This is a genomic window from Modestobacter italicus, from assembly GCF_019799965.1.
Classification (GTDB): Bacteria; Actinomycetota; Actinomycetes; order Mycobacteriales; family Geodermatophilaceae; genus Modestobacter; species Modestobacter italicus_A.
Genome location: NZ_JABGCJ010000004.1, coordinates 103980 through 130216, shown reverse-complemented (window position 1 = coordinate 130216; position 26237 = coordinate 103980). Strand labels below are relative to the sequence as shown.

The 26237-nt window shown below is 75.0% G+C and carries 29 protein-coding genes and 4 tRNA genes; 17 read left to right on the top strand and 16 right to left on the bottom strand.

Features of this window, described 5'->3' with window-relative positions:
- Positions 1–19: 19 nt before the first annotated feature.
- From HLA93_RS11160 to pcaC, 3 genes are read left to right on the top strand one after another with little or no spacing between them, the layout of a single operon-like run.
- The gene (locus HLA93_RS11160) at positions 20–1336 is read left to right on the top strand and encodes a lyase family protein (protein WP_222194455.1); all 1317 of its coding nucleotides are present in this window, start codon (positions 20–22) and stop codon (positions 1334–1336) included.
- Positions 1333–2109 carry a 3-oxoadipate enol-lactonase gene (pcaD, locus tag HLA93_RS11155; protein WP_222194454.1) on the top strand — a complete coding sequence of 259 codons (777 nt, stop codon included), beginning with the start codon at positions 1333–1335 and terminating at the stop codon, positions 2107–2109. The genes HLA93_RS11160 and pcaD overlap by 4 nt, the downstream gene beginning before the upstream one ends.
- Positions 2106–2522 carry a 4-carboxymuconolactone decarboxylase gene (gene pcaC / locus HLA93_RS11150; protein ID WP_222194453.1) on the top strand — a complete coding sequence of 139 codons (417 nt, stop codon included), beginning with the start codon at positions 2106–2108 and terminating at the stop codon, positions 2520–2522. Before pcaD ends, pcaC begins: the two co-directional genes overlap by 4 nt.
- Positions 2523–2530: 8 nt before the next feature.
- Here pcaC and HLA93_RS11145 read toward each other — a convergent pair whose 3' ends face one another.
- Positions 2531–3964, bottom strand: coding sequence for a hypothetical protein (locus tag HLA93_RS11145; protein ID WP_222194452.1), 1434 nt, complete (start codon positions 3962–3964; stop codon positions 2531–2533).
- Between the two features lie 245 nt (positions 3965–4209).
- Between HLA93_RS11145 and HLA93_RS11140 the strand changes: the two genes are divergently transcribed.
- Complete coding sequence (locus HLA93_RS11140; protein WP_222194451.1) at positions 4210–5265, top strand: glycosyltransferase family 4 protein; 1056 nt, start codon at positions 4210–4212, stop codon at positions 5263–5265.
- A 3-nt stretch (positions 5266–5268) separates the two neighbouring features.
- Here the strand turns inward: HLA93_RS11140 and HLA93_RS11135 are convergent, their stop codons facing one another.
- The 5 genes from HLA93_RS11135 to HLA93_RS11115 all read right to left on the bottom strand — a co-directional run bounded on the left by HLA93_RS11135 (position 5269) and on the right by HLA93_RS11115 (position 7927).
- Positions 5269–6777, bottom strand: a complete 1509-nt coding sequence (locus HLA93_RS11135) for a sensor histidine kinase (RefSeq protein ID WP_222194450.1) — start codon at positions 6775–6777, stop codon at positions 5269–5271.
- Between the two features lie 16 nt (positions 6778–6793).
- On the bottom strand, positions 6794–7537 hold the full coding sequence (locus HLA93_RS11130) for a response regulator transcription factor (RefSeq protein ID WP_281425271.1): 744 nt from the start codon (positions 7535–7537) through the stop codon (positions 6794–6796).
- Between the two features lie 103 nt (positions 7538–7640).
- Positions 7641–7714, bottom strand: a tRNA-Phe gene (locus tag HLA93_RS11125).
- 33 nt (positions 7715–7747) lie between these two features.
- Positions 7748–7824: transfer RNA gene (locus HLA93_RS11120), tRNA-Asp, on the bottom strand.
- A gap of 30 nt (positions 7825–7854) precedes the next feature.
- Positions 7855–7927, bottom strand: a tRNA-Glu gene (locus HLA93_RS11115).
- 139 nt (positions 7928–8066) lie between these two features.
- On the opposite strand from HLA93_RS11115, the gene HLA93_RS11110 reads away from it, so the two are divergent.
- Complete coding sequence (locus tag HLA93_RS11110) at positions 8067–8702, top strand: AMIN-like domain-containing (lipo)protein (protein ID WP_222194449.1); 636 nt, start codon at positions 8067–8069, stop codon at positions 8700–8702.
- A gap of 3 nt (positions 8703–8705) precedes the next feature.
- Here the strand turns inward: HLA93_RS11110 and HLA93_RS11105 are convergent, their stop codons facing one another.
- Both HLA93_RS11105 and HLA93_RS11100 read right to left on the bottom strand, forming a co-directional pair.
- Entirely contained in the window at positions 8706–9038 is a 333-nt protein-coding gene (locus tag HLA93_RS11105) for a hypothetical protein (protein WP_222194448.1), read from the bottom strand.
- Between the two features lie 52 nt (positions 9039–9090).
- Complete coding sequence (locus tag HLA93_RS11100; RefSeq protein ID WP_222194447.1) at positions 9091–9615, bottom strand: GtrA family protein; 525 nt, start codon at positions 9613–9615, stop codon at positions 9091–9093.
- Positions 9616–9808: 193 nt separating this feature from the next.
- Here HLA93_RS11100 and HLA93_RS11095 point away from each other — a divergent pair, with 193 nt between their 5' ends.
- From HLA93_RS11095 to HLA93_RS11085, 3 genes are read left to right on the top strand one after another with little or no spacing between them, the layout of a single operon-like run.
- Positions 9809–10294, top strand: a complete 486-nt coding sequence (locus tag HLA93_RS11095; protein WP_222194446.1) for a hypothetical protein — start codon at positions 9809–9811, stop codon at positions 10292–10294.
- Positions 10291–10737 carry a VanZ family protein gene (locus tag HLA93_RS11090; protein WP_222194445.1) on the top strand — a complete coding sequence of 149 codons (447 nt, stop codon included), beginning with the start codon at positions 10291–10293 and terminating at the stop codon, positions 10735–10737. Before HLA93_RS11095 ends, HLA93_RS11090 begins: the two co-directional genes overlap by 4 nt.
- Positions 10734–11621 carry a Rieske 2Fe-2S domain-containing protein gene (locus HLA93_RS11085; RefSeq protein WP_222194444.1) on the top strand — a complete coding sequence of 296 codons (888 nt, stop codon included), beginning with the start codon at positions 10734–10736 and terminating at the stop codon, positions 11619–11621. The genes HLA93_RS11090 and HLA93_RS11085 overlap by 4 nt, the downstream gene beginning before the upstream one ends.
- A gap of 358 nt (positions 11622–11979) precedes the next feature.
- On the opposite strand, the gene HLA93_RS11080 is transcribed toward HLA93_RS11085, so the two are convergent.
- Positions 11980–13041, bottom strand: a complete 1062-nt coding sequence (locus tag HLA93_RS11080; protein ID WP_246626403.1) for an NAD(P)-dependent alcohol dehydrogenase — start codon at positions 13039–13041, stop codon at positions 11980–11982.
- A gap of 80 nt (positions 13042–13121) precedes the next feature.
- Between HLA93_RS11080 and HLA93_RS11075 the strand changes: the two genes are divergently transcribed.
- Positions 13122–13787 (top strand): TetR/AcrR family transcriptional regulator, encoded by a 666-nt coding sequence (locus tag HLA93_RS11075; RefSeq protein WP_222194443.1) that lies wholly within the window; start codon positions 13122–13124, stop codon positions 13785–13787.
- A gap of 113 nt (positions 13788–13900) precedes the next feature.
- A tRNA-Lys gene (locus HLA93_RS11070) sits at positions 13901–13973 on the top strand.
- Positions 13974–14334: 361 nt separating this feature from the next.
- Here HLA93_RS11070 and HLA93_RS11065 read toward each other — a convergent pair.
- Entirely contained in the window at positions 14335–15057 is a 723-nt protein-coding gene (locus HLA93_RS11065) for an SDR family oxidoreductase (RefSeq protein ID WP_222194800.1), read from the bottom strand.
- A gap of 77 nt (positions 15058–15134) precedes the next feature.
- On the opposite strand from HLA93_RS11065, the gene HLA93_RS11060 reads away from it, so the two are divergent.
- Positions 15135–15716 (top strand): TetR/AcrR family transcriptional regulator, encoded by a 582-nt coding sequence (locus HLA93_RS11060; protein ID WP_222194442.1) that lies wholly within the window; start codon positions 15135–15137, stop codon positions 15714–15716.
- Here HLA93_RS11060 and HLA93_RS22190 read toward each other — a convergent pair.
- From HLA93_RS22190 to HLA93_RS11045, 3 genes are all read right to left on the bottom strand, one after another.
- A complete protein-coding gene (locus HLA93_RS22190; protein ID WP_368858262.1) occupies positions 15650–15847 on the bottom strand; it encodes an Ltp family lipoprotein in 198 nt (65 codons plus the stop codon). The two genes, HLA93_RS11060 and HLA93_RS22190, sit on opposite strands and share 67 nt — an antisense overlap.
- A gap of 825 nt (positions 15848–16672) precedes the next feature.
- Entirely contained in the window at positions 16673–17071 is a 399-nt protein-coding gene (locus tag HLA93_RS20955; RefSeq protein WP_222194441.1) for an iron chaperone, read from the bottom strand.
- A 199-nt stretch (positions 17072–17270) separates the two neighbouring features.
- Positions 17271–17837 carry a dihydrofolate reductase family protein gene (locus HLA93_RS11045; protein WP_222194440.1) on the bottom strand — a complete coding sequence of 189 codons (567 nt, stop codon included), beginning with the start codon at positions 17835–17837 and terminating at the stop codon, positions 17271–17273.
- A gap of 369 nt (positions 17838–18206) precedes the next feature.
- On the opposite strand from HLA93_RS11045, the gene HLA93_RS11040 reads away from it, so the two are divergent.
- From HLA93_RS11040 to HLA93_RS22025, 3 genes are all read left to right on the top strand, one after another.
- Positions 18207–18422, top strand: a complete 216-nt coding sequence (locus tag HLA93_RS11040; RefSeq protein ID WP_222194439.1) for a hypothetical protein — start codon at positions 18207–18209, stop codon at positions 18420–18422.
- The gene (locus HLA93_RS11035; RefSeq protein WP_222194798.1) at positions 18422–19288 is read left to right on the top strand and encodes a hypothetical protein; all 867 of its coding nucleotides are present in this window, start codon (positions 18422–18424) and stop codon (positions 19286–19288) included. The genes HLA93_RS11040 and HLA93_RS11035 overlap by 1 nt, the downstream gene beginning before the upstream one ends.
- 126 nt (positions 19289–19414) lie before the next feature.
- On the top strand, positions 19415–20968 hold the full coding sequence (locus HLA93_RS22025; protein WP_308128065.1) for a flagellin N-terminal helical domain-containing protein: 1554 nt from the start codon (positions 19415–19417) through the stop codon (positions 20966–20968).
- A 10-nt stretch (positions 20969–20978) separates the two neighbouring features.
- Here HLA93_RS22025 and HLA93_RS11020 read toward each other — a convergent pair whose 3' ends face one another.
- Together HLA93_RS11020 and HLA93_RS11015 are read right to left on the bottom strand one after the other, a co-directional pair.
- Entirely contained in the window at positions 20979–22655 is a 1677-nt protein-coding gene (locus HLA93_RS11020; RefSeq protein ID WP_308128064.1) for a bifunctional 3'-5' exonuclease/DNA polymerase, read from the bottom strand.
- A 52-nt stretch (positions 22656–22707) separates the two neighbouring features.
- Complete coding sequence (locus HLA93_RS11015) at positions 22708–22926, bottom strand: hypothetical protein (RefSeq protein WP_222194438.1); 219 nt, start codon at positions 22924–22926, stop codon at positions 22708–22710.
- A 103-nt stretch (positions 22927–23029) separates the two neighbouring features.
- Here HLA93_RS11015 and HLA93_RS11010 point away from each other — a divergent pair, with 103 nt between their 5' ends.
- A complete protein-coding gene (locus HLA93_RS11010; protein WP_222194437.1) occupies positions 23030–23740 on the top strand; it encodes a hemerythrin domain-containing protein in 711 nt (236 codons plus the stop codon).
- A 72-nt stretch (positions 23741–23812) separates the two neighbouring features.
- Complete coding sequence (locus HLA93_RS11005) at positions 23813–24565, top strand: enoyl-CoA hydratase/isomerase family protein (protein ID WP_222194436.1); 753 nt, start codon at positions 23813–23815, stop codon at positions 24563–24565.
- Between the two features lie 61 nt (positions 24566–24626).
- On the opposite strand, the gene HLA93_RS11000 is transcribed toward HLA93_RS11005, so the two are convergent.
- Positions 24627–25682: a YihY/virulence factor BrkB family protein gene (locus HLA93_RS11000; protein WP_222194435.1), complete on the bottom strand. Its 1056-nt coding sequence runs from the start codon at positions 25680–25682 to the stop codon at positions 24627–24629.
- Between the two features lie 309 nt (positions 25683–25991).
- On the opposite strand from HLA93_RS11000, the gene HLA93_RS10995 reads away from it, so the two are divergent.
- Complete coding sequence (locus HLA93_RS10995; RefSeq protein WP_222194837.1) at positions 25992–26150, top strand: hypothetical protein; 159 nt, start codon at positions 25992–25994, stop codon at positions 26148–26150.
- The last annotated feature ends 87 nt before the right edge of the window (positions 26151–26237 follow it).

Sequence of the window (26237 nt, the reverse complement as noted above, 5' to 3'; positions counted from 1 at the left end):
GACCCGACAGGATGGCCGCGTGATCCTCGACGCGACGTTCGCCCGCGGCCCGGTGCCGGCCGGGGACGCCTGGCTGGTCGCCCTGCTGGAGGTGGAGGGCGCGCTCGCCCGGGCCGCCGCCCGGGTGGGCCTGGTGGCCGGCACGGCGGCCGAGGAGGTCAGCCGTGCCTGTGCCGACCCGGCCCGGCTGGACCTGGCCACCGTGCACCGGCACGCCGGCGACGCCGGCAACCCCGTGCCACCGTTGGTGCGGGCGCTGCGCGACGCCGTCGGCCCGCACGCGGCCCGGGCGGTGCACCCCGGCGCCACCAGCCAGGACGTCGTGGACACCGCGGCGATGCTCCTGGCCCGCCGCGGCCTGCAGCTGATCGACCAGGCGCTGGCCGAGGCGGCGACCGCCTGCGCCCGGCTGGCCGCCGAGCACCGGGACGACGTGCTGATCGGCCGCACGCTGCTGCAGCAGGCTCTGCCGGTGACGATGGGGCTCAAGGCCGCCACCTGGCTGGCCGGCCTGGACGGCGTCCGCAGCCGGATCGCCGCGGTGTCGGCCGGGCTGCCGGTGCAGTTCGGCGGTGCGGTCGGCACGCTGGCCGCGAGCGCCGGTTCCGGGGTCGACCTGCGCCGCGAGCTGGCCGCCGAGCTGGGGCTGGCCAGCACCGACGTCCCGTGGTTCACCGTCCGGCTGCCGATCGCCGACGTGGCCGGGGTGCTCGGCGCGGCCGCCGGGGTGGTGGCGACCATCGCGCTGGACGTCGTCCTGCTGGCCCAGAGCGAGGTCGCCGAGGTGACCGAGGTCGCCGAGGGCCGCGGCGGCTCCTCGGCGATGCCGCACAAGGCCAATCCGGTGGCCGCGATCTCGGCCCGGGCCTGCGCCCGGCGGGCACCCGGGATGGTGGCGACGCTGTTCGCCGCGATGGAGCAGGAGCACGAGCGCGGCGCGGGCACCTGGCACGCGGAGTGGCCGACGCTGACCGACCTGCTGGGCACGGTCGGTTCGGCGGCCGCGTGGCTGACCGAGTGCCTGGCCTCGCTGCGGCTGGACACCGACCGGATGGCCGGCACCGTCGCCGCCGCGGGCGACCCGCAGCTGGCCGGCGCGCTGGCCGAGGCGCTCACCCCGGCACTGGGGGCGGACGCTGCGCACGACGCGGCGGCCGCCGCCGTCCGGGAGGCCACCGCCGCGGGCCGCCCGCTGGCCGACGTCGTGCTCGAGCGCGCCGACGTCGACGGGGCGGCACTGGTCGCCGACAGCGCCCCCGACGTCGGGGAGGCCGGCGCCCAGACCGACGCCGCCCTCGCCGCCCACACCGTCGCCGTCCAGGGAGGACACCCGTGACCGCCGTCGAGGTGCACGCCGTCGTCGAGGGCCCGGCCGACGCGCCGGTGCTGCTGCTGTCGAACTCCCTCGGGTCGGACCTGACGATGTGGGACCCGCAGCTGCCGGCGCTGGCCGAGCGGTTCCGGGTGGTGCGCTACGACACCCGGGGCCACGGCCGGTCGCCGGCCGTGCCGGGGGACGCCACGATCGACGACCTGGCCGACGACGTGGTGTCCCTGCTGGACCGGCTCGGGGTCGAGCGGGCGCACGTCGCCGGGCTCTCCATCGGGGGGATGACGGGGCTGCGGCTGGCGGTGCGCGAGCCGCACCGGGTGGCCAGCCTGGCCGTGCTGTGCAGCTCGGCGCACACCGGCAACGCCGACGCTTGGCGGGAGCGGGCGCACACGGCGCGCACCCGGGGCACCGCGGTGCTCGCCGAGACGGTGGTCGGCCGGTGGCTCACCCCGCCCCACGCCGCGGCCCACCCCGACCTGGTCGCCCGGCTGCAGGCGATGATCGCCGCGGCCGACGACGAGGGGTACGCCGGCTGCTGCGCCGCGATCGAGCGGATGGACCAGCGCCCCGACCTGGGCGGCATCACCACGCCCACGCTGGTCGTCTCCGGCGCCGAGGACCAGGCGCTGCCGCCGGAGCACCAGCGGCTGATCGCCGAGGGCGTCCCCGGGGCCCGGCTGCTGAGCCTCAGCCCCGCTGCGCACCTGGCCAACCTGGAACAGCCCGAGCAGGTCACCCGGGCGCTGATCGCCCACGCCACCGGAGGCACCGCATGAGCGAACCGCTGGAGACCGGACCGCTGGAGACCGACGAGCAGCGTCGCGCCGCCGGCATGCGGGTGCGCCGCGAGGTGCTCGGGGACGCGCACGTCGACCGGGCGGTCGCCGCGGTCACCCCGCTGACCGCGGACTTCCAGGACTTCATCACCCGGGTCGCCTGGGGCGACCTGTGGCAGCGGCCGGGGCTGGCCCGCCGGGAGCGCAGCATGCTCACCCTGGCCATCACCGCCTCGCTGCGGCACTGGGACGAGTTCGCGCTGCACGTGCGGGCAGCGGTGCGCAACGGTCTGACCGACGCCGAGATCGCCGAGGTCTGCCTGCACACCGCCGTCTACGCCGGGGTGCCGGCGGCCAACCACGCGCTCGCGGTGGCCCGGCCGATCCTGGCCGAGCTGCGCGCCGAGGGCTGAGGCCCCGCTCAGCCGGCGGGCAGGGTGACCGGGAAGGTCAGCCGCCCGGCGCCGAGGTCGACGGTCACCCCGTCGGTGGTCACCGACCCGCTGACGACGAGGTCCGCGCTGGTCAGGTCGGCCGGGACGTCGAAGGCGATCAGCACGCGGTCGGCGGAGTCGTCGAGGTCGACCGGCCGGAGCACCGTGCCGTCGTCCAGCCGCAGCGACAGCAGCTCCAGCGGCAGGGCCCCGGGCTGGACCCCCGGGACGGTCAGGGTGGTGCCGACCACCAGCAGCGCCCGGTCCGGGGCGGACGGCCGGTCGGCGCCGTCCGGGCCGGCGAACCACTGCAGCGAGCCGCCGGAGACGGTGACGGTGAGGTCGAACTCGGCCGACACCCGACCCGGCGCGCTCAGCGTGCCGGGCAGCTGCCGGCTGCTGTCCAGGCCCAGCTGCCGGTTCTCCCGGGCCAGCACCTGCAGGTTGCCCTCCCCGGGCGCCCCGGTCAGCAGGGACAGCCGCTGCTCCACGCCGTCGTCGACGGCGACGAGGTCGGCCGCGCCGGCGTCGGCGGGCACCGAGACGACCGCCTCGACCGTGGTGCCCGGCGCGACCACCGAGGCCGGGACGGCGACCGGCGCGGCGCCCTCGGCCTGGTAGGTGAGCGCCGGCGGGGTCGCGGACCGGCCCTCGCCGGCGGCGATCTCGTAGGTGACCGCGAGGAAGCGCTCGCCCTCGGCAGGGCGCCGGGCGGCGTCGCCGCTGCCGATCCGGTCGGGGGCGGCCAGCCCGGTCACGGTGACGGCGGCGGCCGGGCCGGAGAGCCGGCTGGGCCCGGTGGGGGCGGTGTAGGTGACGCCCGGGAAGGGCCCGACCGCGGTGAACCCCGGTTCGGCCCGGGCCGGCGGCGGCACCTGCAGGCCACCCGAGCCGTCGGGCGGGCTGCCGCCGTCCGGCCGGCGGAGGAGGCCGGGGTCGGCGAGCTGCTCGGGGGAGGGGTCGACGGGCAGGTCGGCGACGGCGAGCCGGACGTCGCCACCGGTCGGGGCCGCGGTGAGCGGGAACCGCAGCCAGCTGCGCGCCGGGTCGCCGTCGACGAAGAGCACCGGGCCGCAGAGCAGGGTGGGCTGCACGTCGTCGCTCTCGGGGTCGACCCGCTCGAACCAGCAGCGGCTGTCCTCGGCCAGCACCCCGTTCCGGTCTGAGACGTAGCCGGCCAGCCGGCGGTCGGCCTCGGCGAGGGTGCCCGCGGGGTCGACGACGTAGTCGCCGCCGAACCGGATCGGGTCCTCACGCAGTGACAGGACGAGGAACAGCACGGCCCCGGCGAGCAGCACCACGACCAGCGCAGCCAGGGTCAGCACCGGGCCGCGGGGGCGTCGCCGCCGTCCGGCCGGCACCGGGTCGGGCGCTGCCGCCGAGGGCAGCACCGCCGGGCCCCGCTCGCCGTGCTGGTCCACTGGTCCGCCTCCTCGTGCCCGGGTCCACCGCCCGGGGGACGGGTCGGCCGCGCGGAACGTAGCCGACCCGGCGGCCGGTGGGCACGCACCACGCTCGCCGGGGGCCACCCGCACGGGTGAGCGGTTCCTTGCCTGTCGGTTCGACAGCGACTACACCGGGTAGGGGAGATCGGCTGACCAGACCCCGTCGAGGAGCACCGCCCCTGCCGCGTCGCAGTGCTCGAGCGCAGGAGGCGTACGACCGCGTGACCGCAGTGCCCGACGAGCCCTCGCAGCGCCCGCTGCGGGTGGCGACCGTGCCGTTCGCCAGCGCCTACGTGGACGCCGTGCTGCCCGAGGCCGTCCTGCGGGTGGGCCCGGCCGGCTCGCCGAGCCCGTGGCTGGACCCCGAGTTCCTCACCGAGCACGCCGGCGAGATCGACGTGCTGCACCTGCACGGCGACCACGACTCGCTCACCGTGCCGGAGATGGACGCCTGGACCATGGCGGTCCGGCGCACCGGCGTCCCGCTGGTCGTCACGGTGCACCACCTGGACACGCTGGAGGGCGCGGACACCGGCACCCACCCCGGTGCGGCCCGGACCCGCCACCGGGCGCACCTGCGGGCGCTGCTGGCCACCGCCGAGGTGGTGCTCACCCTGACCCCGGGCGCGGCCGACGAGATCGCCGACCGCTTCGGCCGGACGGCGATCGTGGCCGCCCACCCGTCGCTGGCCGAGCCGACCCCGGGCATCGGCCGGGAGACGCGGTCGGTCGGGCTGCACCTGGGCCGGCTGGGCCCGGACGTGCCCGAGCCGCTGGAGCTGGTCCGGGCCACGCTGTCCGGCGCGCTCTCCGGCGGCGGCCGGCTGCGGGTGGACGTGCACCCCGACGTCGACCTGGCCACCCGCCTCCCCGAGCTCACGGAGCTGGCCGACGCCGGCGAGCTGGAGCTGGCCCGCAGCTGGCCGGGTGGCCCGGCCGCCTGGGTGCGGCACCTGCAGGAGCTGCACGTCGCCGTGCTCGGCCGTCGCAGCGGCACCCACTCGGGCTGGGTGGAGCTGTGCCGGGACGCCGGCACCCGGCTCGTCGTCCCGGCCGGGGGCTGGCACGCCCAGCAGTGGTCCGACGTGGTGCTCTACGGCAACGACCCGCAGCACGGGCTGGACGCCGCGTCGCTCACCTCGGCGGTGGTCGCCGCGCTGACCCGCCCGGCGCCGGCCCGGGTCGACCGCGGCTGGCGGGCCGAGCAGCGGGCCGCGGTGCGCCGGGTGCACGCCCAGGTCTACGAGCAGGTGGCCGCCGACTCCGCGGTGGCCTGACGCTCAGCCGACGTCGTCCTGACTGGCGTGCGGCAGCCGGACGGTGAACGCCGTGCGGCCCGGCTCGCTCGCCAGCTCGACGGTGCCGCCGTGCGCGGCGACGACGGCGTGCACGATCGCCAGGCCCAGGCCGGTGCTGCCGGCCGTGCGGGAGCGGGAGGCGTCCCCGCGGGCGAACCGCTCGAACACGTGCGCCTGCAGGGCCGCCGGCACGCCCGGCCCGTCGTCGACGACCTGCAGCACCGCCCAGCCGTCCTCGGCCCGCAGCCGGGTGGTGGCCGTGGTGCCGGCCGCGGTGTGGCTGCGGACGTTGGCCAGCAGGTTGGCCAGCACCTGGTGCAGCCGGTCCGCGTCGCCGGGCACCAGCACCGGGGCGTCGGGCAGGTCGACCTGCCAGAGGTGGTCGGGGCCGGCCACGTGCGCGTCGCTGACGGTGTCCACGACCAGGGCGGTCAGGTCGACCTCGGCCATCGCCAGCTCCCGGCCGGCGTCCAGCCGGGCGAGCAGCAGCAGCTCCTCGACCAGCGAGGACATCCTCAGCGCCTCGGACTCGACCCGGCCCATCGCCCGGCCGACGTCGGCCGACACCTCCGACCCCTGCCGGCGGACCAGCTCGGCGTAGCCGCGGATCGAGGCCAGCGGGGTGCGCAGCTCGTGGCTGGCGTCGGCGACGAACTGCCGGACCCGGGTCTCGGACTCCTGGCGGGCGGCCAGCGAGCCCTCCACGTGGTCCAGCATCCGGTTCAGCGCCGTGCCGACCTGGCCGACCTCGGTGCCCGGGTCGGTGTCCTCCGGCGGGACCCGCTCGGCCAGCCGCACCTCGCCGGTGGCCAGCGGCAGCTCCGACACCCGGGTCGCGGTGGCCGCGACCCGGTCCAACGGTCGCAGCGTGCGGCGGATCACCAGCACCGCGGCCAGTGCCGCGGCGACCAGGGCCAGCAGGCCGACCAGCAGCTCGACGGCGACCAGCCGTCGGACGGCGTCGGCGGTACCGCGCAACGGCAGGCCGGAGACGAGCACGTCGCCGTCGGGCAGCTCGGTGGCCACCAGCCGGTAGTCGCCGAGGTCACCGCCCAGGTCACGGGTGACCGGCTCGCCGTCGGGGGTGAGCGCGGCCAGCACGTCGTCCTGGGCGGTGCTGAGCTCCACGGTGTCCCCGGTCGCCCCGATCACGCCCGAGACCGTGCACCCGCCCGTGACGATCTTGGCCCCCAGCGTGCCCTCGCCCTGGCCCCGGGCGTCGAGGAAGCCGGGGCCGTCCGCGTCGCAGGGATCGGCGTCCACCTCGACCGGCGGGGTCGGCGCGGGCCCGTCCCCGGGCCTGGGGGAGTAGTCCTTGGAGCGGTCGGTGGTCGCGGCCAGCCGGGCGTCGACCTGGTCGACCAGCTGCTCGCGCAGCGCGGTGACCGAGACGACGCCCACCAGGGCCAGCACCGCCACCAGCGGGACGACGAAGGCGATCAGCAGCCGGGTGCGCAGCGAACGGCGGGACCGGGTGGGGGCGCGGCTCACCGCGGGCGGGCAGACGTCATGCGGCGGGCTTGATCACGTACCCGGCGCCCCGCAGCGTGTGGATCATCGGGGCCCGGCCGGCGTCGATCTTGCGCCGCAGGTAGGAGATGTAGAGCTCGACGATGTTGCCCTGGCCGCCGAAGTCGTACTGCCAGACCCGGTCGAGGATCTGCGCCTTGGACAGCACCCGCTTGGGGTTGCGCATCAGGTAGCGCAGCAGCTCGAACTCGGTGGCGGTGAGCCGGATGTCGTCGCCGCCGCGGGTGACCTCGTGGCTCTCCTCGTCCAGGGTCAGGTCGCCGACCACCAGCAGCCCGTCGTCGGCCACGACCCGGCTGGTGCGGCGCAGCAGGCCGCGCAGCCGGGCGGCGACCTCCTCCAGGCTGAACGGCTTGGTGACGTAGTCGTCCCCGCCGGCGGTGAGCCCGGCGATCCGGTCCTCCAGCGCGTCCTTCGCGGTGAGGAAGACCACCGGCACCAGCGGGGAGTCCGCGCGCAGCCGGCGCAGCACCTCCAGGCCGTCCATGTCCGGCAGCATGACGTCCAGGACGACGGCGTCCGGGCGGAACTCGCGGGAGACGCGCACCGCGTCGGTCCCGTCGTGGGCGGTGCGCACGTCCCAGCCCTCGTAGCGGAGGGCCATCGAGAGCAGCTCGCAGATCGAGGGCTCGTCGTCGACGACCAGTACCCGCAGGGCGCTGCCGTCGGGGCGGGTCAGCTGGGCCCGGGAGCTGGACGAGGGGGAGGTGGTCGTCGTCATGAGCTGACTGTGCGCCGCGATCCTGAGAGTTCCCTGTACCCAGCACGGGAAGTGGCTGTGTCCCACCCAGAGGGGTGACCGGACCGGCAGGGAGGAGATGGGGTGGCCAGGGGCGGGGTCGAACCGCCGACCTCTCGCTTTTCAGGCGAGCGCTCGTACCGACTGAGCTACCTGGCCCCAGCGCCGGGACCAGCCGTTGCTGGTGCCGGGTGGCGACCCTGACGGGACTCGAACCCGCGACCTCCGCCGTGACAGGGCGGCGCGCTAACCAACTGCGCTACAGGGCCTTGCTGTTGTGCTGTTCTGCTCGTGCTGCGTGCCCCCAACGGGGTTCGAACCCGTGCTACCGCCTTGAAAGGGCGGCGTCCTGGACCGCTAGACGATGGGGGCTCGTGGTCGCTGGAGGCAGGGAGAACCATACATGCCCTGCGGGGGTGTCCTGCACCGGGTACCCCGCGGCGGCGTGCCGGGGCCGGCGGACGGGGCGTGGCGACCGCGTCCGCGCCGTGCGCCGTGCCAGCATCGCGCCGTGCAGACTCGCCACCCGCTCCGCCTCACCTGCGGCGTCCCCCTGGTCCTGGCCGCCGTCCTGCTGGCCGGCTGCGCCGAGCAGCCCGCCACCGACGAGGCCTCCTCCAGCGGCAGCGCCACCAGCACCGCCCCGGCCCAGGACGACGCGGCGGTCACCTCCGCCGGCGCGGAGCCGGCGGCGGAGACCAGTGCGTTCCCGGGCGACACCGAGGCGGTCAGCGCCGAGCCGGTCGACCCGGCCGGGCTCAGCGTCACCGAGGTGCGCGCCGGCCGGCACGAGGGCTTCGACCGGGTGGTGTTCGAGCTCAGCGGCAGCGGCACCCCGGGGTGGCAGGTCGAGTACGTCGACACCCCGTCGTCCCAGGGCAGTGGGGACGCGGTGGAGGTGCCCGGCGAGGCGGCGCTGCAGGTGGTGCTGCAGGGCACCAGCTACCCGTACGAGACCGGTGCCGAGGAGGTCGCCCGCGGCGAGGTCGCGGTCTCGGGCACCGAGGCCGTCGCCGGCGTCTTCTACGACGCGACCTACGAGGGCACCTCGGTGGCTTGGATCGGCACGCCCGACCGCCGGCCGTTCCGGGTGTACGCGCTCACCGGGCCCTCCCGGGTGGTCGTCGAGGTCGCCGACGCCGGCTGAGCCTCAGTTGACCGAGGCGCTGATCTCCACCGAGTCGGTGGTGACGGTGGTGCAGGTCAGCGAGAGCGGGCCGAGGGAGACGCTCTCGCCCTCACCGCAGGAGACGCTGGTGTCGCCGACGGACAGGCTCGCCCGGCCGTCCTGGGTGCCGCCGAAGGAGATCTCGGTGCCCAGGACGGTCGCCGTGGCGCCGTCGCCGCTCAGCGTGGCGGTGCACTCGCCGTTGGAGCAGGAGACGTTGCCCGAGCTGAAGCTGCAGGCGGTCAGCGGGAGCAGGACGAGGGCCGCGGCCACGGCGCCCGAGGCCAGCCGTGCGGGTCGGTGCAGAGTCGCCATGGCCGCAGCGTAGGGCGCGAGGAGCTCTGGGTGCGGGACCAGGCGGGGTCGGTCAGCCCCGGGGGCCGGCGGAGAAGACCCAGCTGCGCAGGGCCACGAACCGCACGAGGCCGATCGCGCCGGTGACCGCGGCGATCAGCGCCAGTTGTGGCACCGTGCCGACGTCGCCGATGAGGGCGTGCACGCCGGCCAGCGCCAGCGACGTCGCGACCAGCCCGATCCCGGCGAGGCCGCCGCCCTCCCACTGCGCGGTGAACCAGGAGACCTGGCCGCCGGCGTGGAAGGTGAGCCGGCGGTGCAGCTCGTTGGCCAGCAGCGTCGAGGCGATCGCGCCGGCGAGGTTCGCCGCCTGGTCGCCGGCGACCTGCAGGGCGATGAAGACCAGCGCGTACAGGGCGCTGGAGACCACGCCCACCACGACGTAGCGGGCGAACTGGGCTCCGGCGTCGTCCTGACGGAGCCGCTCGCGGAGGAGGGCGACCAGCTGCCCGGCCTGCTGGAGGGCCTCGGGGGCCTGCGGCCGGCCCTCGCGCACGCTGCCCACGGGGCTGCGGCGGATCAGGGACGGGCAGGTCACGGGTTCTCCTCGGTCGGGTGCGCACGCCATGGTGACGCGTGCTGCCCATGCTCTGGCACGAAGCTGGTGAGGCGCATGTGAATTCCCGGTGCGTCCCGGACACAGTCCGTGACGTCGCTCACGGAGCGTGTTCACCGGCGACTCACAGGCACTGGTCAGGGGGATCCCCGGATCGGGGGACAAGGTCGGGTCCATGAGCGCATCCGGTCCCCGTCGCCCTTGGCTCTACGACCCGTCCGCAGGTGACCTCCTGGTCCGCGCCCACCGGCCGCCGTCCGCCGGGGCGGCCGCGGACGTGGTGTCCGACGCGGTCTGGCGGGACGTGCTGCGGCTGGTCCGCTGGGCCGCGGCGACGCTGGACTGCGCGCCGGACCTGGTGGGCGGGACCGCGTGGCGGACGGCGGCCACCTCGGCCGCGCTGCTGCGCCGGCTGCCCGGGCTGTGCCTCGCCGCCGGCCTGGACTGGTCCGGCGTGCCGGCCGGTGCGGCGGACGTCGACGGCTCCGGGCGGGCCCGGTTGCGGACCGCCACCGACCGGCTGGCGGCGCTCCTGGGCTCGCCGGACGCCGAGCTGGGTGACCCGGCGCTGCTGGCCGCGGTCGTCGCGCACGTCGACGCCGTCGGCGCCGCGGCGATCGCGCTGCTGGCCGAGGAGGCCGACTGGACGGTGCGGCGATGACCGGGCGGGGCCGCGCGCTGGCCCTGGACGGTGCCCTGGCCGGGAGCCTGCTGCTGGTCGGGCTGCTCACCCTCAGCCCGACCGGCGCCGGTGGCTGGGCGTGGGGCGACCCGGCTGCCGAGCTGCACTGGTACGCCGCAGGGTCCGCGACGGCCGCCGCCCAGCTGGTCGGCAACCTGCTCCTGCTGGTGCCGACGGCGGTGCTCGCGGTGCTCCGCTGGCCCGCACTGCGCCGGCCGCTGATCCTGGTGCCCGCGGCCGCCGGGGCCGGGGTGGCGATCGAGGTGCTCCAACGGGTGCTGCCGCTGGGCAGGGTGGTCTCCCCGGTGGACGCCCTCCTCAACGGAGCCGGCGCCCTGGTGGTGGGCTGCCTGGTCGCCGGCGCACTGGCACTGCACTCGGCGGGTTCCGGCCGCCCGCCGCGGGTATGGGCCGGTGCATGAGCCTGTTCGGTGTGCTGGACCGCCTGTCCGAGGTGTCGTCGTTCGACAAGTCGCTGGAGACCGCCCGGACGGCGGTGGACAAGGTCCTGCGTCCGCAGGCGTTCAAGGACCTGCTGCACGGCACCTGGCTGGGTCACCCGCTGCACCCCATCCTGGCGATGGTCCCGGTGGGCACCTGGCTGTCGGCCGGGATCCTCGACCTGCTGCCGCCGGCCCGCCCGGCCGCCACCGCGCTGATCGGCACCGGCGTGGCCGCGAGCGTGCCCGCGGCGATGGCCGGCGCGGCCGACTGGTCCGAGCAGGACGACGCCGTCCGCCGCCTGGGTGCGCTGCACGCCGCGGCCAACGTCGCCGCGCTGGGCCTCTACGTCGGTTCGCTGGTGGCCCGCGGCAAGGGCAACGGCACGCTGGGCCGGGTGCTGGCCTACAGCGGCCTCGGGCTGGCCAGTGGCTCGGCGGCGATCGGCGGGCACATGTCCTACGCGCAGTCCTCCGGGGCCAACCACTCGGTGGTCGACGCCCGGCAGCTGACCACCGACTGGATCGACCTCGGCCCGCTGGACGACCTGCCCGACGGCCGCCCGGCGCTGCGCACCGGCGAGGGTCAGGGCTCGCCCGTTCCGCTGGCCGTCGTCCGCCGGGGCGCCCGGGTCGACGCGTTCGTCGGCGCCTGTGCGCACGTCGGCGGGCCGCTGGCGGAGGGCACCGTGGAGCAGGTGCGCGGCAGCGAGTGCATCGTCTGCCCGTGGCACGGGTCGGCGTTCGACCTGGAGAACGGCGAGCCGCGGCGCGGCCCGACCGCGTCGGCGCAGGAGAAGCTCGAGGTGAAGTACGAGGGCGGCCGGGTGTTCGGCAAGCTGCCCGACCGGCACGTCACCAAGTGAGCTGACCGGGCTCCACCCTCCCGCCCGGGCGGGCGCTGCTGGCGGTGGCGGTGCTGTTCACCGGCTGCGCGTCGGCACCCCCCTCCCCGGCCCGGCTGTCCGGGGTGCCCGGTGCGGCTGTCGCTGGACCCGGCGCAGCTCGGACAGCTGCAGTCGCTGCTCGACCGGGTCTGTTCGGGTTGACGGGGGCCGGCGGCGGGCAGAGAGCTGCCGTGTTCCTCTTCTTCACCAGCCGGCTCGGCTGCCTGGGCTCCCTGCTGGTCAGCCTCGTGCTCACCGCGCTGCTGTTCCTGCTGCTCACCCTGCTCTGAGTGGACGCCGGCCACGCACTCACCCTGCCGCCGGGCCTCCGGCCCCGTCAGGAGGACGAGGTGTCGGCGGCGACGGTGACGACGACCTTGCCGCGGGCGTGACCGTCGATGAGGTGACGGATGCCGGCGGCGACCTGGTCGAGCGGGACGGCCCGGTCGACGACGGGGGTGAGCGCGGATGCCTCGATCAGCTCGCGGAGGGCATCGAGGTCCTGGGTGTTCTCCGAGGAGATGAAGGTGCCCAGCGTCTGACGGACGAACGGCGAGAGCAGGTGCGCGCGCAGCTGGCGGTCGATGCCGCCGAGCCACCGCCCGCCCGTCTCACCGCCGATGATCACCAGCCTGCCGCGGGGGGTGAGGACCCGGCGCAGCCGGCCGATCGGTCGGTTGCCGCCCGTGTCGAGGACGACGTCGTACCGCTGCGGCCCGGCGAGAGCGTCCTCGCGGGTGTGGTCGATGACGTGGTGGGCCCCGAGGGAACGGACGACGTCGGCCTTCGAGCCGCTGCAGACCCCGGTGACCTCGGCCCCGAGGTGCGCGGCGAGCTGGACGGCGAAGGTGCCGACGCCGCCGGACGCGCCCAGGACCAGCACCCGCTGTCCCGCCTGCACCTGCCCCCGGTCGCGGACGGCCTGCAGGGCGGTGAGCCCGGAGACCGGCACGGCAGCGGCCTGCGGGAAGGACAGGCCGGCGGGCTTCCGTGCGAGCTCGTCGGGCCGGGCCCGGGCGTACTCGGCGAAGGTGCTGCGACCGATGCCGTAGACGTGGTCTCCCGGCTGGAGGTCCGTCACGTCCGCGCCCACGGAGGCGACGACCCCGCTCAGGTTCAGCCCCGGGTTGGTGTCCTTGGGGCGGCGGAGCCCGAAGCCGGCCGCGCGGACCGGGTAGGGCAGGCCTGCCATCAGGTGCCAGGTGCCGCGGTCGATGCTCGACGCGTGCACGCGGACGAGCACCTCGTCGGCGCCGATCGCCGGCCGGTCGACCTCCGCGATCCGGAGGGCGGTCTCCGGGACGGCGTCGTACCGGTCCTGGCGGACCGCCGTCATCCGCTCCGGCACCACGGGTGCGGGGAGCGGGAGCCGGGCAGCTGTCTCGTGGTCGGTCGTCATCGCAGGCCTTCCGTCGGTCGAGGTCCTTACGGTGTAAGGATGTAGCTTACGCCGTAAGTCCGTCAAGGGGGAGGAGCGCCATGAGCCCGTCCGGCGCCGCACGTGCACCGCTCAACCGAGAACTCGTCCTGCGCGCGGCCATGGCGCTGGCCGGCGAGAGCGGCATCGAGGCGCTGAGCATGCGGAAGCTGGGCCAGTCGCTGGGGGTCGAGGCGATGTCGCTCTACCACCACGTGGCGAACAAGGACGACCTGCTGGACGGGATGGTCGACGCGGTGTTCGCCGAGGTCGACCTGCCGGTCGAGGGGGTCGGGTGGCGGACGGCGATGCGACGCCGGGCGCTGTCGATGCGCGAGGTCCTGTCCCGGCACGGCTGGGCGATCGGCCTCATGGACTCCCGGACGACGCCCGGCCCGGCGACCCTGAGGCACCACGACGCGGTGATCGGCTGCCTCCGTGCCGGCGGGTTCTCCGTGGCGTTGACCGCGCACGCCTTCTCGCTGATGGACAGCTACGTCTACGGGTTCGTCCTGCAGGAGCGGGCGCTCCCCTTCGAGACGGCGGAGCAGACCACCGAGGTGGCGCAGGCCATGCTGGCCCAGTTCCCGGCCGGGGCGTACCCGCACCTGGCCGAGCTGGCGACCGCGCACGTGCTGCAGCCCGGCTACGACTACGGCGACGAGTTCGAGTTCGGCCTCGACCTGGTGCTGGACGGGCTGGAGCGCGCTGCGGCTCGAGAGGCCTGACGGTCCGCACGGTCGTGGGCGCGGTCGCACCCGGCGGTAACCTCGTCCCGGGCCGCGGGGCCGCCGAGGTCCATGCCGTCTCGTGGGTCGCTCGGCCGGCCCCCGCACCCGCCGGGCCTCTAGCTCAACTGGCAGAGCAGCGGACTTTTAATCCGCGGGTTGTGGGTTCGATCCCCACGGGGCCCACGATCAGCGACGTTGACCTGCGGTCTTGCCGGACGATGAGGTCGCAATGATCGTTGCTGCCGAGGGGATCCCTCGGTGATCCCTCGCTCAGGCTGCCCGATCGGTGCTAGTCGAACCCGTGGACGGCAACCAGCGAGTAGAGGAACTCCCAGTCCGCGCCTACCCGGTGGTCGACCCGGTAGCTGGCACCGCGACCGTTCACCCGTCGATCTGCAAGGCTCATGTTGAGCGCAGCATCGCTGGCGAGCGAGCTGTCGTCGGCCTCGAACTCCGCGGGTTGTGGGTTCGATCCCCACGGTGCCTACACCGGCTCAGGGCGGCCGGACCGGGGACCCCCCGGCCGCCCGACTGCTGCGCCGGGTCAGGCGACGAAGCCGGCCAGCACCTCGTCGAACCAGGGGTACAGCTCCTCGGCGGGTGTGCTCAACCGGGACTTGAGGTCGCGGGTCGGCTCGTCGGCCAGCACCTCGAGCGCACCGGCGAGGACCCCGTCGAAGGCCTGGGTGACCACGCTGGCGGCGCTCACCTTCGGCACGTCCCGCTTCTGCGACATCGGGGTGTCGACCATCCCGACCAGCAGGCCGGTGACCTGGGTGCCCTGCCCGCGCAGCTGGACTCGCAGCGCGTTGGTCGCCGACCACATCGCCGCCTTGGACGCGGCGTAGCCGGTCGGCACGCTCAGCCAGCTCGCGGCCGACAGGACGTTGAGCAGGGCGCCGCCGCCGTTGGCCGCCAGCACCGGGGCGAACGCGGTCGCAACCCGCACTGCACCGAAGAAGTTGGTCTCGAAGACGTGGCGGAGCTCGTCCTCCGGTCCGGCGATGGAGTCGCCCTCCGGCGCGATGCCGGCGTTGTTGACCACCAGGTCGACGTCGGACGCGGCGGTGACGGCCCGGACGACGGCCTCGGGATCGGTGACGTCCAGGGCGAGCGCGGTGACCCGGCTGTCGGTCCAGCTCCTCGGCGTCCGGGCGGCGGCGTGGACGCGTCGGGCGCCGCGGTCGAGCGCCTGCTGCACGAACTCCTCGCCGAGCCCGCCGTTCGCGCCCGTCACGAGCACGGTACGGCCATCGAGTGACGCGATCTAGACTCCTCGCTCAAGTGGGGACTATCCCCAGCTACAGCATGTGGGGACCCTCCCCAGTTCGTCAAGGAGGCGACGTGACCGCTGGTGGGGACGTCGCGGCCAAGCGCCCGCTGCGCGCGGACGCGCAGCGCAACCGGGACGCCGTCCTCCGGGCCGCACGGCAGACGTTCGAGACCGAGGGCGTGCTCGCCTCGCTCGACGGCATCGCGCTGAAGGCCGGCGTCGGCAACGCGACGCTGTACCGGAACTTCCCCACGCGCGACGACCTGCTCGCCGCGGTCCTGGAGTCCAACGTGGTCGACGCGCTGGCCGCCGCCGACGAGTTGTCCCACTCGCTGCCGCCGCGGGACGCCCTCGCCGAGTGGCTGGTGCAGCTGACCTGGCAGCTGCGGATCTGGCACGACCTGCCCTACTGCATCTCCGTCGTCACCACCGACCCCGGCTCACCCCTGAGCTCGGCGCGCAACCCGCTGCTCGTCCGCACCGAGGTGCTCATGGAGGCCGCCCGGTCCGCGGGCGACGTGCGTGACGACGTCACCGCCGAGGAGCTCCTCGAGCTGGCCACCGCGCTGTCCTGGGGCGTCGACCGCTACCGCGACGACGAGGCCACCGCGCGCCGCCGGGTGGCCATCGCGACCGCCGGCGTCTTCACCTGACCAGCCGGCAGGCGGTTCCGCGGAACCGCCTGCCGGGTGTCTCGGAGACCGGCCTGGTCCACTCCGTACTCGGCCTGAGCCTGGGTGGACTGGTCGCCGTGCTCACTGGAGAGCTGGTCGATCAACCCCACTCCGGAGAAGCCGGTGAAGTCCAGGTGGCTCTGCGCCTTGGGGAGCGCCTGCTGCTGATCCGGCTGTCTCAGGCAGTGCCCGGGCGCGCCGGTCGTGACACCGCGACCAGCGCGAGGGAGACCTGCGTCTGGTCGGCTGTCCGAGGTGTGGGAGGAACGTGAGCACTTCAGGGCGCGGGTGTTCGTCCCCGAGTCGCTGCCCGCGCACCGAGAAGGGCGGGCCAGTGTGCGCGGGCGCTGCCCGGCCCGGCGCCGTGGACGACGAACTCACCCGGCGAGCGGTGTTCGTGCGGCTACGGGCCCGGAGCTACGGTGGCGTCACGGGTGACCCGCTCGGTGGCCCGGACTCGTAGGCGCATCCGCTCGCCCTGCGTGCCCACCAAAGCACGTCAGGAGAGTGCGTCGGAGCGATCCTGTTCGAGAACGCTGCTGTCGGGCACCGACCGCAGGCGAGTTGCTGACGCGGAAGATGCTCGACCGGGTTCGTCCGTTGCGCGCGAACTGCGGCTCGTCCCGAGGCGCTGAGCAACACCGGCGCCCACATGGCGCCCACAAGAGGGTCGTTACGACTCGTTCACGATCATGTGCTCCCGACGGTGAATCCGCTGGTCAGTGCCCGTGATGGTCAATGAATGCGCAGGTCAGAGCTCGGTGCCGTTCGAGCTGTTGATCCGGGGGTTGTGGGTTCGATCCCCACGGGGCCCACGCGCAGGCACTCGTGACCAGCATGTTCGCGGGTCGGGCCGTCTCGTGAGGTTGCCGGGGCCTTCGATCCCTCCAGGCGCCTCTCGGTGAGGGCGCCTGCCTGATGGGCAGGCTGAGCCGTCAGGCCCCGGCGTCCCTTCGCGACGCCCGCGCCAGCCGTTCGACGAGGTCGTCCGGGATCGGGTTGCGCGGCGAGAAGGTGACGCCGGTCTTGGTCGCCTTCAGGCCAGCGGCCGCGACTTCTCCAGCGTGTTCGGAGAGGGCGCCTGGGAGGAGGTACAGCCCGCACTGCTTGCTGAACGCCGCATAGCTCGCAACGACCGAGCCGTCGATCCTGAACCCCGGCATGTCGTAGGCCACCATCTCCTCCGCGTCCGGCAGGACGCGGGCCAGTGTCGCGCGCAACCGTCTCAGCAACGGCTGGAAGGGCTCGGGCGCCGCGGCGATGTAGGAGTCGTGGTCGGGTGTCGTCGTCATGGCCGTGTCTCCCTGCTGGGTGTTCCAGGTCGTCGTCCCCACCCGTGCTCCGCGACCAGACCGTGCAGCTCCGCGAGGCAGCGGCTGAGAGCTCCTCCTGCTGGCTCCCCGACGAGTCGCATCGGCGGAGCGTAGGGGCGGCGGGGGCCTCGCCGACAGGGGCGTGTCCCTGAAGCCGCCGGCAGGACCACCATCTGCCGGGCGCTCCCGCGGGCGTACCGCGACGGGGACCGTCGTCCCGTCAGGCCCGGAGGACGGCGTAGCGGAGCAGGACGACGCCATTGCCGAACCGGCGGGTCTCCACCAGCTCCAGGTCGATCGGCTCGGTGCCGGGCTCGAACAGGCGGCGGCCGCGGCCGACGACGACCGGGTTGACGTAGAGCCGGTACTCGTCGACCAGCTCCAGCCGGCGGAAGGTCTCCACCAGGTCCACCCAGCCGAGGGTCATGTCCCCGCCGGGCTGCTGCTGCAGTGCGCGGATCTCGTCGGGGTCCACCTCCGACCGCAGCGAGGCGTTGGGCCCGGCCTCCTGCAGCGTGCGAGAGAAGACGACCTTGGGCATCGCCCGCCAGATGCCGGCGAACTCGCGCATGGTCGGCGAGTTGTCCGGGTCCTGGTCGGCGGTCGGCCAGACCGCCTCCATGAGCTCGTAGCTGACCCGGCCCTCCAGGAAGGCGCTCATGGTCGCGAGGTGCTCGTTGAAGTGCGTGTGCAGCTCCTCGTCGACCTGGTGCCAGCTCAGGTCGTGGTCCGGCCCCTCGAAGCAGCCGTCCAGCGACAGCATCATCTGCACGACGATCTTGCGCATGCGTCCTCCTGGTCCGCGATGGGCTCGACACCTCAGACCCGTGGACGCCGGGGATCTCATCGCTCCCCGGCCACGCCGTGCGGACACCGACCGCCCCGTGCGTCACTCGCGCGACATGCCGCGTCCGGCGGGGTCACCCCCGCCGTTCCCGCTCGGTGCGGGCAAAAGCCCAGGTCGCGAGGGTGGGTATGTCGACAAGGCGGCCGCCCGGAGGTCGGTCATCGACCTGCGGAGTGCTCCACGCAACGATTCGGTGACGGGGCCGCCGGAGGCGTGTCCGGGCGGGTCGACCGGAGCGGTCCGGGCCATACCTTTCTGCTCGTCCGCGGCACTTCCCCGGCCGCGACGAACAGCACCGAGGAGCCCCGCGTGACCACCGCACTCGAACTGGCACCCCGACCGTCGTCCCCTGCCGAGGAGGAGCTGAGCCTGGCCGAGCTGCTCGACCTCTTCGGCTCGGAGGAGCCACTGGCCGGGCCGGCGCGGCCGTCGCTCCGCGCGTCCGGTGCCCGGCTGCGCGACTGGACCCAGCAGACCTCGCGGCGGGCGGCCCGGTGGGGCGCCGTGGCGGGCGTGGCGCAGTGATGCTCCTCTGGCCGACGGTCTCGGTCGTGGGCTTCGTGCTGCTGGCCGCGGTGGTCGTCGCGCTGGCGCAGAGCTCCACCGCCCGGTACGAGTTCGAGCGCAACCAGGTGCAGGGGCAGCGCCGGCAGGCCGCAGTCCCCGCCGCGGTCGGTGCGGTCGCGGTGGCGGTCCCGGCCGCCGCCGGCGTCCCCGCCGTGCCGGCGCCGGCCGCTGGTGGGTCGCTGCCGGAGCAGAGTGCACCGGTCGGCGTGGCCAACCACCCCGCCGGCACGCGGGCCGCCGAGCCGGGGACGCCCGCCTGGTGGCTGGTCGACGAGGCCGAGGACGCCGGGCCGGGCCAGCTGGTGGCCGGCCCGTTCCCCGACCGGGTGGACGCCGACTGGGCAGTGCTCGCCACCGGTCTGGCCGCGACGGTGCGCGCGGTGCACGGGGTGCTGCGCCCCGACGGCCGGCTGGTCCGCCGGCAGCTCCCGGCGGAGCGGGCCTGGCTGGCCGAGCTCGGCGAGCAGCTCGACCGGCTGCCCGAGGAGTGGGACTCGCCGCTGGTCGACGAGGACGAGCTGGTCACCCTGGTGGTCGACGTGGCGGCCGCGCTCGTCGAGTCCGGGCTGCCGCTGCACGACTGTGCCGGTGGGGCGCCGGCCGGCGGCGTCTGCCTCAGCCCCGAGCCGGGGCGGCACGGCATCGTGGTGAGCTGGCACCAGCACGACCGGATGGGCCGGGAGCAGGTGCGCGGCGCTGCGGTGCACGGGGCGGTGCAGCAGGCGATGAACGCCGCGGTCGCCGACTGCCTGCAGGCGCTGGGCTACTCCGTCGAGCCGTTCGGGTCCACGGGCTGCGTCCTGGTCACGGTGCCCCGGGGCTGAGACGGCTCCCAGCCGGGCCGTGGTGACGATCTCGTTGTTCGGGTCAACTCCCCGGCCGGTCAGCCGTAGTCGCAGGTGCAGGTCCCGCCGCACGGACGTGGTGGGCGAGCGGTCAGGGAGGGCAGCGTGGGGCTCGGTGTCAGCACCAACGTCGCGGCGCTGTCGGCCTCCCGCAGCCTGTCGACCGCGGACCACGCGATGCGCACGTCGCTGGAACGGCTCTCCTCCGGCTACCGGATCAACCGGGCAGCGGACGACGCAGCCGGACTGGCGATCTCCGAGGGGCTGCGTGCCCAGCTCGGCGGCATGACCCAGGCCGTCCGGAACACCCGCGACGGCATCAGCGTCGTGCAGACGGCCGAGGGTGCGCTCGCCCAGACGACCGCCGTCCTGCAGCGGATGCGCGACCTGGTGGTGCAGGCCGCCAACGACGGCGCGGTCGACGCCGGGGCGAAGGCGCACGTCCAGGCGGAGATCACCCAGCTCAAGGCGGAGCTCACCCGCATCGCCGGGGCCACGGCGTTCAACGGCACCCGGCTGCTCGACGGCGGGTACACCGGCAGGTTCCAGGTGGGCGCTGACGTCGGCGACACGATCGACGTCAGCATCTCCGGCGCCCTGGGAGCGGTGGGCCTCGGGGTCAACGCGATCGACGTGACCCGGGATGCGTCGTCCGTCCACGGATCCGCCGCGCGCGGCGTGGGCCAGCCGCTCGGCGGCGCTGTGTCCTTCATCGGGGCGACCGTGTCACCGGTGGGCGTCGGCCAGCTCACCGGCGTCCTCACGGTCGGTGGCGTCAGCCTCGACCTGGGCGCGGTCGGCTACGTGCCCGCCCCCGGCGTCATCGACAACGCCTCGGCGATCACGCAGCTCAACGCAGCGGCACTCGCGGCCGGCTTCACCTGGTTCCAGGGCTCCGGTGCCGACGTGTTCATCGACGACGGCGACGACCTGATCTTCCGCTCACCCACGCCGGCCCTGACCGACACGGCGTCCGACCTCCCCCCGATCACCGCGGCGTTCACCCAGCCGACCCCGGCGCTCAGCCTGCCGGTCTGGACGTCCGCGCCGACGGCGGCGCCGCCCCCCGAGGCCGGCACGCTCCTGTTCACCAGGACGACGCCGGCCGACCTGCTCGCGTTGCGGGGCACGGTCACCGCCAACGGGCACACGCTCGACCTCGGCCGGGTGGCCTACAGCGGCGCCGGCAACCAGGCGCTGGCCGAGCTGAACGCGGCAGCCAAGGCCGCCGGCATCACCACCGAGGACGCCGCCTTCACCCTCACCAGCGTCGGGTCCGGCTCCCCGGACGACGGGCCCGCCGTCCTCTTCACCGGGCCGGTGCCCGCCGTGGACGCGACCAGCGCCGAGGTGGCGGCGGCCACGCCGGTGTACCGGCCGGGTCCGAGTCTGATCGCCGTCGTCGACGCCGCGATCAGCGTGGTGTCGACGCAGCGGGCCGAGCTGGGCGCTGCGCAGAACCGGTTCGAGCACACCCTGGCCCGGCTCGGGGTGTCGATCGAGAACACCGCGGCGGCGGAGTCACGCATCCGGGACACCGACATGGCGCAGGAGACGGTCGCCCTGACCCGCAGCCAGGTGGTCGTCCAGGCCGGCACCGCCATGCTCGCCCAGGCCAACCAGTCGCCCCGCGCCGTGCTGACGCTGCTGCAGGCCTGACCGGCGCGGCTCAGTCGGCGTCGGCCCAGGACCGGACGACGGAGACGTCGAGCGGGAAGTCCACCGGGAAGCCGCCGAACAGCAGCCGGCCGGCCTCGGCAGCCGCCTGGCGCACCGCCTCGCCGACCTCCTCGGCCAGGCCGGCCGGCGTGTGGACGACGACCTCGTCGTGCAGGAAGAACACCAGGTGCGGCCGGTCGGTCAGCGGGCCGGTGCCGCCCAGCCGCCACAGCCGGTTGCGCAGGTCGGCCAGCCAGCACAGCGCCCACTCCGCGCCGGTGCCCTGGACGACGAAGTTGCGGGTGAACCGGCCCCACGACCGGCGGTGGCGGTCGCGGTCCTCCCGGGACATCGCGCCCTCGGCCGGCTCGACGGCCCGTTCCGCCCAGGCGCCGGTGGGCGGCGGTGACCCCCGGCCGAGCAGGGTGTGCACCACCTCGCCGCGTTCCCCGGCCCGGGCCGCCTCCTCGACCAGCCCGATCGCCCGCGGGTAGCGCCGGGTCAGCCGCGGCATCATCCGCCCGCTCTCGCCGCGGGTGCCGCCGTACATCGCGCCCAGCATCCCGACCTTGGCATCGGCCCGGCTGGCGACCGCGCCGCTGTCCACCATCGCCTGGTAGAGGTCCGAGGCCCGGGCCGCCTCGGCCATGGCGGCGTCCCCGCTCATCCCGGCGAGCACCCGCGGCTCCAGCTGCGCCACGTCGGCGACCACGAACCGCCAGCCGTCGTCGGCGACCGCCGCCGGGCGCACCTGGGCGGGCACCGACAGCGCCCCGCCACCGGAGGACGCCCAGCGGCCGGTGACCACGCCGCCGGGCAGGTAGGTGGGCCGGAACCGGCCGTCCTGCACCCAGGTGTCCAGCCACGCCCAGCCGTTGGCGGCCAGCAGTCGGGACAGCTTCTTGTACTCCAGCAGCGGCGGGACGGCGGGGTGGTCGACCTGCTCCAGCGTCCAGGACCGGGTGTCGGGCACCGGCAGCCCGGCGGTCTGCAGCGCGCGGAGCAGCTCGGTGGGGGAGTCGGGGTTGAGCTGCGGCGCACCGAGGGGCCCGCGGATCGCCGGCAGCAGCCGCTCCAGCCCGGCCGGCCGCTGCCCGCGGGGTGGGCGGGGGCCGAGCAGCGCGGTCAGCAGCTCGTCGTGCACGTCGGCGCGCCAGGGCAGCCCGGCGTGGGTCATCTCCGCGGCGACCAGCGCACCGGAGGACTCGGCGGCCAGCAGCAGCCCCAGCCGCCCCCGCTGCGGCGAGCCGGCCAGCGCGGCCTGCTGCCGGGCGTGCTCGGCGACGGGGTCCAGCCGGTCGGCCGGGTCGTCGAGGGCGAACAGCGCCGGGTCGTCGGCGGTGACCGGCTGGAGCGCGTCCCAGGCGTCGTCCGGTGCGGGGGGCTCGACCAGGGGGGAGCGGCGCAGCACCGCCCGGCTCAGCCGCAGGTCCGTGCAGCGCTCGACCCGGACGCCGGCGGCCAGCAGCCCCGGGTACCAGCGGGTCGTGTCGTCCCAGACCCAGCGGGTGCGCCCCGGTTCGCGGTCGCCGACGAAGGCGGCCAGCCGGTCGGCCGGCAGCTGCGTCACCTCGGCCACGGCGCCGTCGCCGGCCAGCGCGGTGGCCGTCACGGCGTCCGGACCGCGGCGGGCGAGCACCACCCGGTGCACCGCCCCGGCGTCGGTCGGGGGCGGGCCGGCGGTCACCTCCGCAGTGTCGCCGACGGGTCCGACGGGACCCGGGACGGCGTGCGGTGGCTCAGCTGCCGTACTGGCAGACCTGGCAGAGCCCGGCGTCGTCGGGCACGTCCTCCACGGCGACGACCTGCACCGGGGTGCCGCAGAGCGCGGGCACGTCGGTGTGCGTCTCGCGCGCCGGTGCGCCGACGGACTCCTCGACCGCGTGCAGCGGCCCGGCCAGCTTCTCGCCCACCGGGTCCTCCGCCGTCCGCCGGGCCCGTCCGATCAGGTTCGCCATGCCCCCACTCTGCCCTCCCGGTGCATGGGACGGACCGGTCCGGGGCAGGCAGGCGGGTGTCCCAGCCCCGCAAGCCGCACCGCCGCACCGCTCAGGAGCCACCATGCCCCGCTCGATCGCCGACCAGACCGTCGAGGAGCTCGGCGGCCCGACCAGCGTCCTCGTCCGTCAGCGCAGGGACCACGAGGAGCTGGACCGGCTGCTGCACGAGCTCGACGGCACCACCGGCACGGAGCAGGAGCGGGTGCTGCGCCGGATCGACCGGCTGGTGTTCAGCCACGCCTTCGCCGAGGAGACCGTCCTCTGGCCGGTGATCCGCCGGATGCTGCCCGACGGCGAGGCGCTGACGCGGCAGGTCGAGGAGGAACACCAGGAGGTCAACGAGCTGGTCAGCCGGCTGGAGACCACCCCGCACGACGACCCGCGACGCGCGACGGTGCTGGCCCGGCTGGTCGAGGTGCTGCGCGAGGACGTCCGGGACGAGGAGGACGAGATGTTCCCCCGGCTGCAGGAGGCGCTGGACGCCAAGGCGCTGCGCCGGCTGGGCCTGCAGTGGGAGGTCGCCCGACGCGTCTCGCCGACCCGGCCGCACCCGACCGTGTCCCGCCGCCCCCCGGGCAACGCCGTCTCCGGGCTGCCACTGTCGGTGCTGGACCGCTCCCGTGACCTGGTGGACGCCGGCGTGCAGCGCGCGCCCGAGCGGCTCGCCCCGGTCGGCGAGGCGGTCAGCCGCGGACTGGCGGCAGCGGCCGGCTGGGTGGAGCGGGTGCCGCTGGCCCGGCGCGGCGACGACGGGCAGTCGACCAGCCGCTGAGGAGCCTCGCCGGCCGTGGTCTGATCCACCGGAGAGCCGGCACCGTCGCCGGCCCCGACACCAGGGAGCGGCATGTCCGACAGCACCTCCGGTGAGGTCCAGCTCGAGGTCGACGGCGGCGTCGCCGTCGTCACCCTGAACGCCCCGCAGCGGCGCAACGCGCTCACCCCCGCGATGGCCACCGAGCTGATCGCCACCTTCGACGAGGTCGACGCCCGCGACGACGTGGGTGCCCTGGTGGTGCGCGCGGTCGGGAAGTCGTTCTGCGCGGGCGGGGACGTGCAGACCCTCACCGACGCCGGCAAGGACCCGGCCGCACCCGACGCCTACGCCGGCATGGGCGCCATCTACGACTCCTTCTACCGGCTGGGCCAGGTGCGGGTGCCCACCATCGCCGCCGTCCGCGGCTCGGCGGTGGGCGCGGGGATGAACATGCTGCTCGCCGCGGACCTGCGGATCGTGGCCCGGGACGCCCGGCTGATCTGCGGGTTCCTCAAGCGCGGCATCCACCCCGGCGGTGGGCACTTCGTGCTGCTGTCCCGGCTCGTGGGCCGGGAGGCGGCGGCGGCGATGGCGCTGTTCGGCGAGGAGGTCGACGGGGAGACCGCGGTGCGGCTCGGTCTGGCCTGGGAGACCCACGACGACGACGCCGTCGAGGGCCGCGCCCTTGAGCTGGCCGCCCGGGTGGCCCGCGACCCCGCGCTCGCCCGGCTGGCGGTCGGCAACTTCCGCAAGGAGACCGGGCCGCCCGGCGTCAGCTGGGAGATCGCCACTCAGTTCGAGCGCCCCGCGCAGATGTGGTCGATGCGCCGGCCGACCGACTGACGACACACGACGGCCCCCGGTCCAGCTGGACCGGGGGCCGTCGTCGGGTGTGCGGGGTGGATCAGGTGGTCTGCTGACGCTTCGGCTCGGCGCGGGCGTCGAGCTGGATCTCCTTGTCCGCGCGCGGCACGCCGGCCTTCAGCTCCTTGGTCCGCTCCATCTCGGCGTCGAGCTCGATGCCGAACAGCAGGGCCAGGTTGATCAGCCAGAACCAGATCAGGAAGATCACGACACCGGCCAGCGCCCCGTAGGTGGCGTTGTAGCTGCTGAAGTTCGCCACATAGAAGGCGAAGAGCGCGGAGGCGACGACCGCCACCAGGATGGCCACGCCGGCGCCGGGGCTGACCCACTTGAACCCGCGCAGCTTGGCGTTGGGGGTGGCGTAGTAGAGGACCGCGATCATCAGGGCCAGGAGCACCAGGATGACCGGCCACTTGGCCCAGGTCCAGATGGTCAGCACGGTGTCGCCCAGCCCCAGGGTCTGGCCGATGGCGTCGACGACCGGGCCGCTGAGCACCAGCATCGCCAGGATGAGGGCGGCGAACAGGATGCCGATCAGGGTGACCAGCAGCTGGAGCGGCTTGAGCTTCCAGATCTTGCGGCCCTCGCGCACCTCGTAGACCACGTTGGCCGCCCGGGTGAAGGCGCCGACGTAGCCCGAGGCCGACCAGACGGCACCGGCCAGACCCAGGATCAGACCGAACCCGGCCGCACCCGAGCTGCCCGCGACCTGCTGGATCACCGGGTTGAGCGTGTTGGCTGCCTGCTCGGGGACGACCTCAGTGAGTGCAGTGGTGAGCTCCTCCGGGTCGGTGAGCAGGCCGACGACCGAGGCCAGCGCGGTGAGCGCGGGGAAGAGCGCCAGCACGCCGTAGTAGGTGAGCGAGGCGGCCCAGTCGGTCAGGCCGTCCTCGCTGAACTCCTTGAGCGTGCGCTTGAACGTCCCGCCGGTGGTCGGCTTCGGGTCGGCGCCGGTGGGGGCGAAGTCGGCCCGCTCGTGGGTGATGTTGTCGTCGCCTGGGGCGATGTCACCCCCGTCGCGGCCGGCTGCCGGAGCGCGGTCGTCGGTCGAGGTGTGGCGACCCTCGTGTGGGGGGCGTGAGCTTGCTCCGGCCATCGGGGCCTCCGGGGGTCGTACGCGGGCTGGTCGGACCGATGGGTGCCCCGGGAGTGCCGGTCGCACGCCTGGTCGCAGCGAATTCCGGTCCTGACAGGTCTCGGGCGGCCGTGAGCACCGGGATCACCGAGAACGCGGCGTGTCGCCGTCACTGGGTGCGAGGAGAGTCACACGATCGTGACCTGTTGAGCGGGTCCACGAGGGTTCGGGACGTGTGCGGCCGGGCAGTGGAGTGCCGGACGTGAGTCGCCGGGAGCGTTCCGGCGGGCCCGAGAGAACGTGGAGTGACAGATGGTGATGTGGCCGGCGGTGAGCCTGATCGGTTTCCTGGTGCTGACGGCACTGGTGATCGCGATGGGCACGCAGTCCACGGCGCGGTACGAGGCGGAGAAGCGGGCAGCGTCTGCTCCCCGCCCCCGGCACGCAGCCCCGGAGCCCACCTCGCGGCAGGCGGCCACCGCGGCCTGAACCAGCCCGCGCCAGACCTCACCACCGATGGCGGCCCTCCTCCGGGAGGGCCGCCATCGGCGCGTCCGGGAGCCTGCCGGACGCCCC

Excerpts from the sequence above, each read along its gene's own strand:
- pcaC (WP_222194453.1), top strand. The coding sequence starts at position 2,106 with ATGAGCGAACCGCTGGAGACCGGACCGCTGGAGACCGACGAGCAGCGT.
- HLA93_RS11130 (WP_281425271.1), bottom strand. The coding sequence starts at position 7,537 with ATGACGACGACCACCTCCCCCTCGTCCAGCTCCCGGGCCCAGCTGACC.
- HLA93_RS11105 (WP_222194448.1), bottom strand. The coding sequence starts at position 9,038 with ATGGCGACTCTGCACCGACCCGCACGGCTGGCCTCGGGCGCCGTGGCC.
- HLA93_RS11095 (WP_222194446.1), top strand. The coding sequence starts at position 9,809 with ATGAGCGCATCCGGTCCCCGTCGCCCTTGGCTCTACGACCCGTCCGCA.
- HLA93_RS11090 (WP_222194445.1), top strand. The coding sequence starts at position 10,291 with ATGACCGGGCGGGGCCGCGCGCTGGCCCTGGACGGTGCCCTGGCCGGG.
- HLA93_RS11085 (WP_222194444.1), top strand. The coding sequence starts at position 10,734 with ATGAGCCTGTTCGGTGTGCTGGACCGCCTGTCCGAGGTGTCGTCGTTC.
- HLA93_RS11080 (WP_246626403.1), bottom strand. The coding sequence starts at position 13,041 with ATGACGACCGACCACGAGACAGCTGCCCGGCTCCCGCTCCCCGCACCC.
- HLA93_RS11075 (WP_222194443.1), top strand. The coding sequence starts at position 13,122 with ATGAGCCCGTCCGGCGCCGCACGTGCACCGCTCAACCGAGAACTCGTC.
- HLA93_RS11045 (WP_222194440.1), bottom strand. The coding sequence starts at position 17,837 with ATGCGCAAGATCGTCGTGCAGATGATGCTGTCGCTGGACGGCTGCTTC.
- HLA93_RS11035 (WP_222194798.1), top strand. The coding sequence starts at position 18,422 with ATGCTCCTCTGGCCGACGGTCTCGGTCGTGGGCTTCGTGCTGCTGGCC.
- HLA93_RS11015 (WP_222194438.1), bottom strand. The coding sequence starts at position 22,926 with ATGGCGAACCTGATCGGACGGGCCCGGCGGACGGCGGAGGACCCGGTG.
- HLA93_RS11010 (WP_222194437.1), top strand. The coding sequence starts at position 23,030 with ATGCCCCGCTCGATCGCCGACCAGACCGTCGAGGAGCTCGGCGGCCCG.
- HLA93_RS11005 (WP_222194436.1), top strand. The coding sequence starts at position 23,813 with ATGTCCGACAGCACCTCCGGTGAGGTCCAGCTCGAGGTCGACGGCGGC.
- HLA93_RS11000 (WP_222194435.1), bottom strand. The coding sequence starts at position 25,682 with ATGGCCGGAGCAAGCTCACGCCCCCCACACGAGGGTCGCCACACCTCG.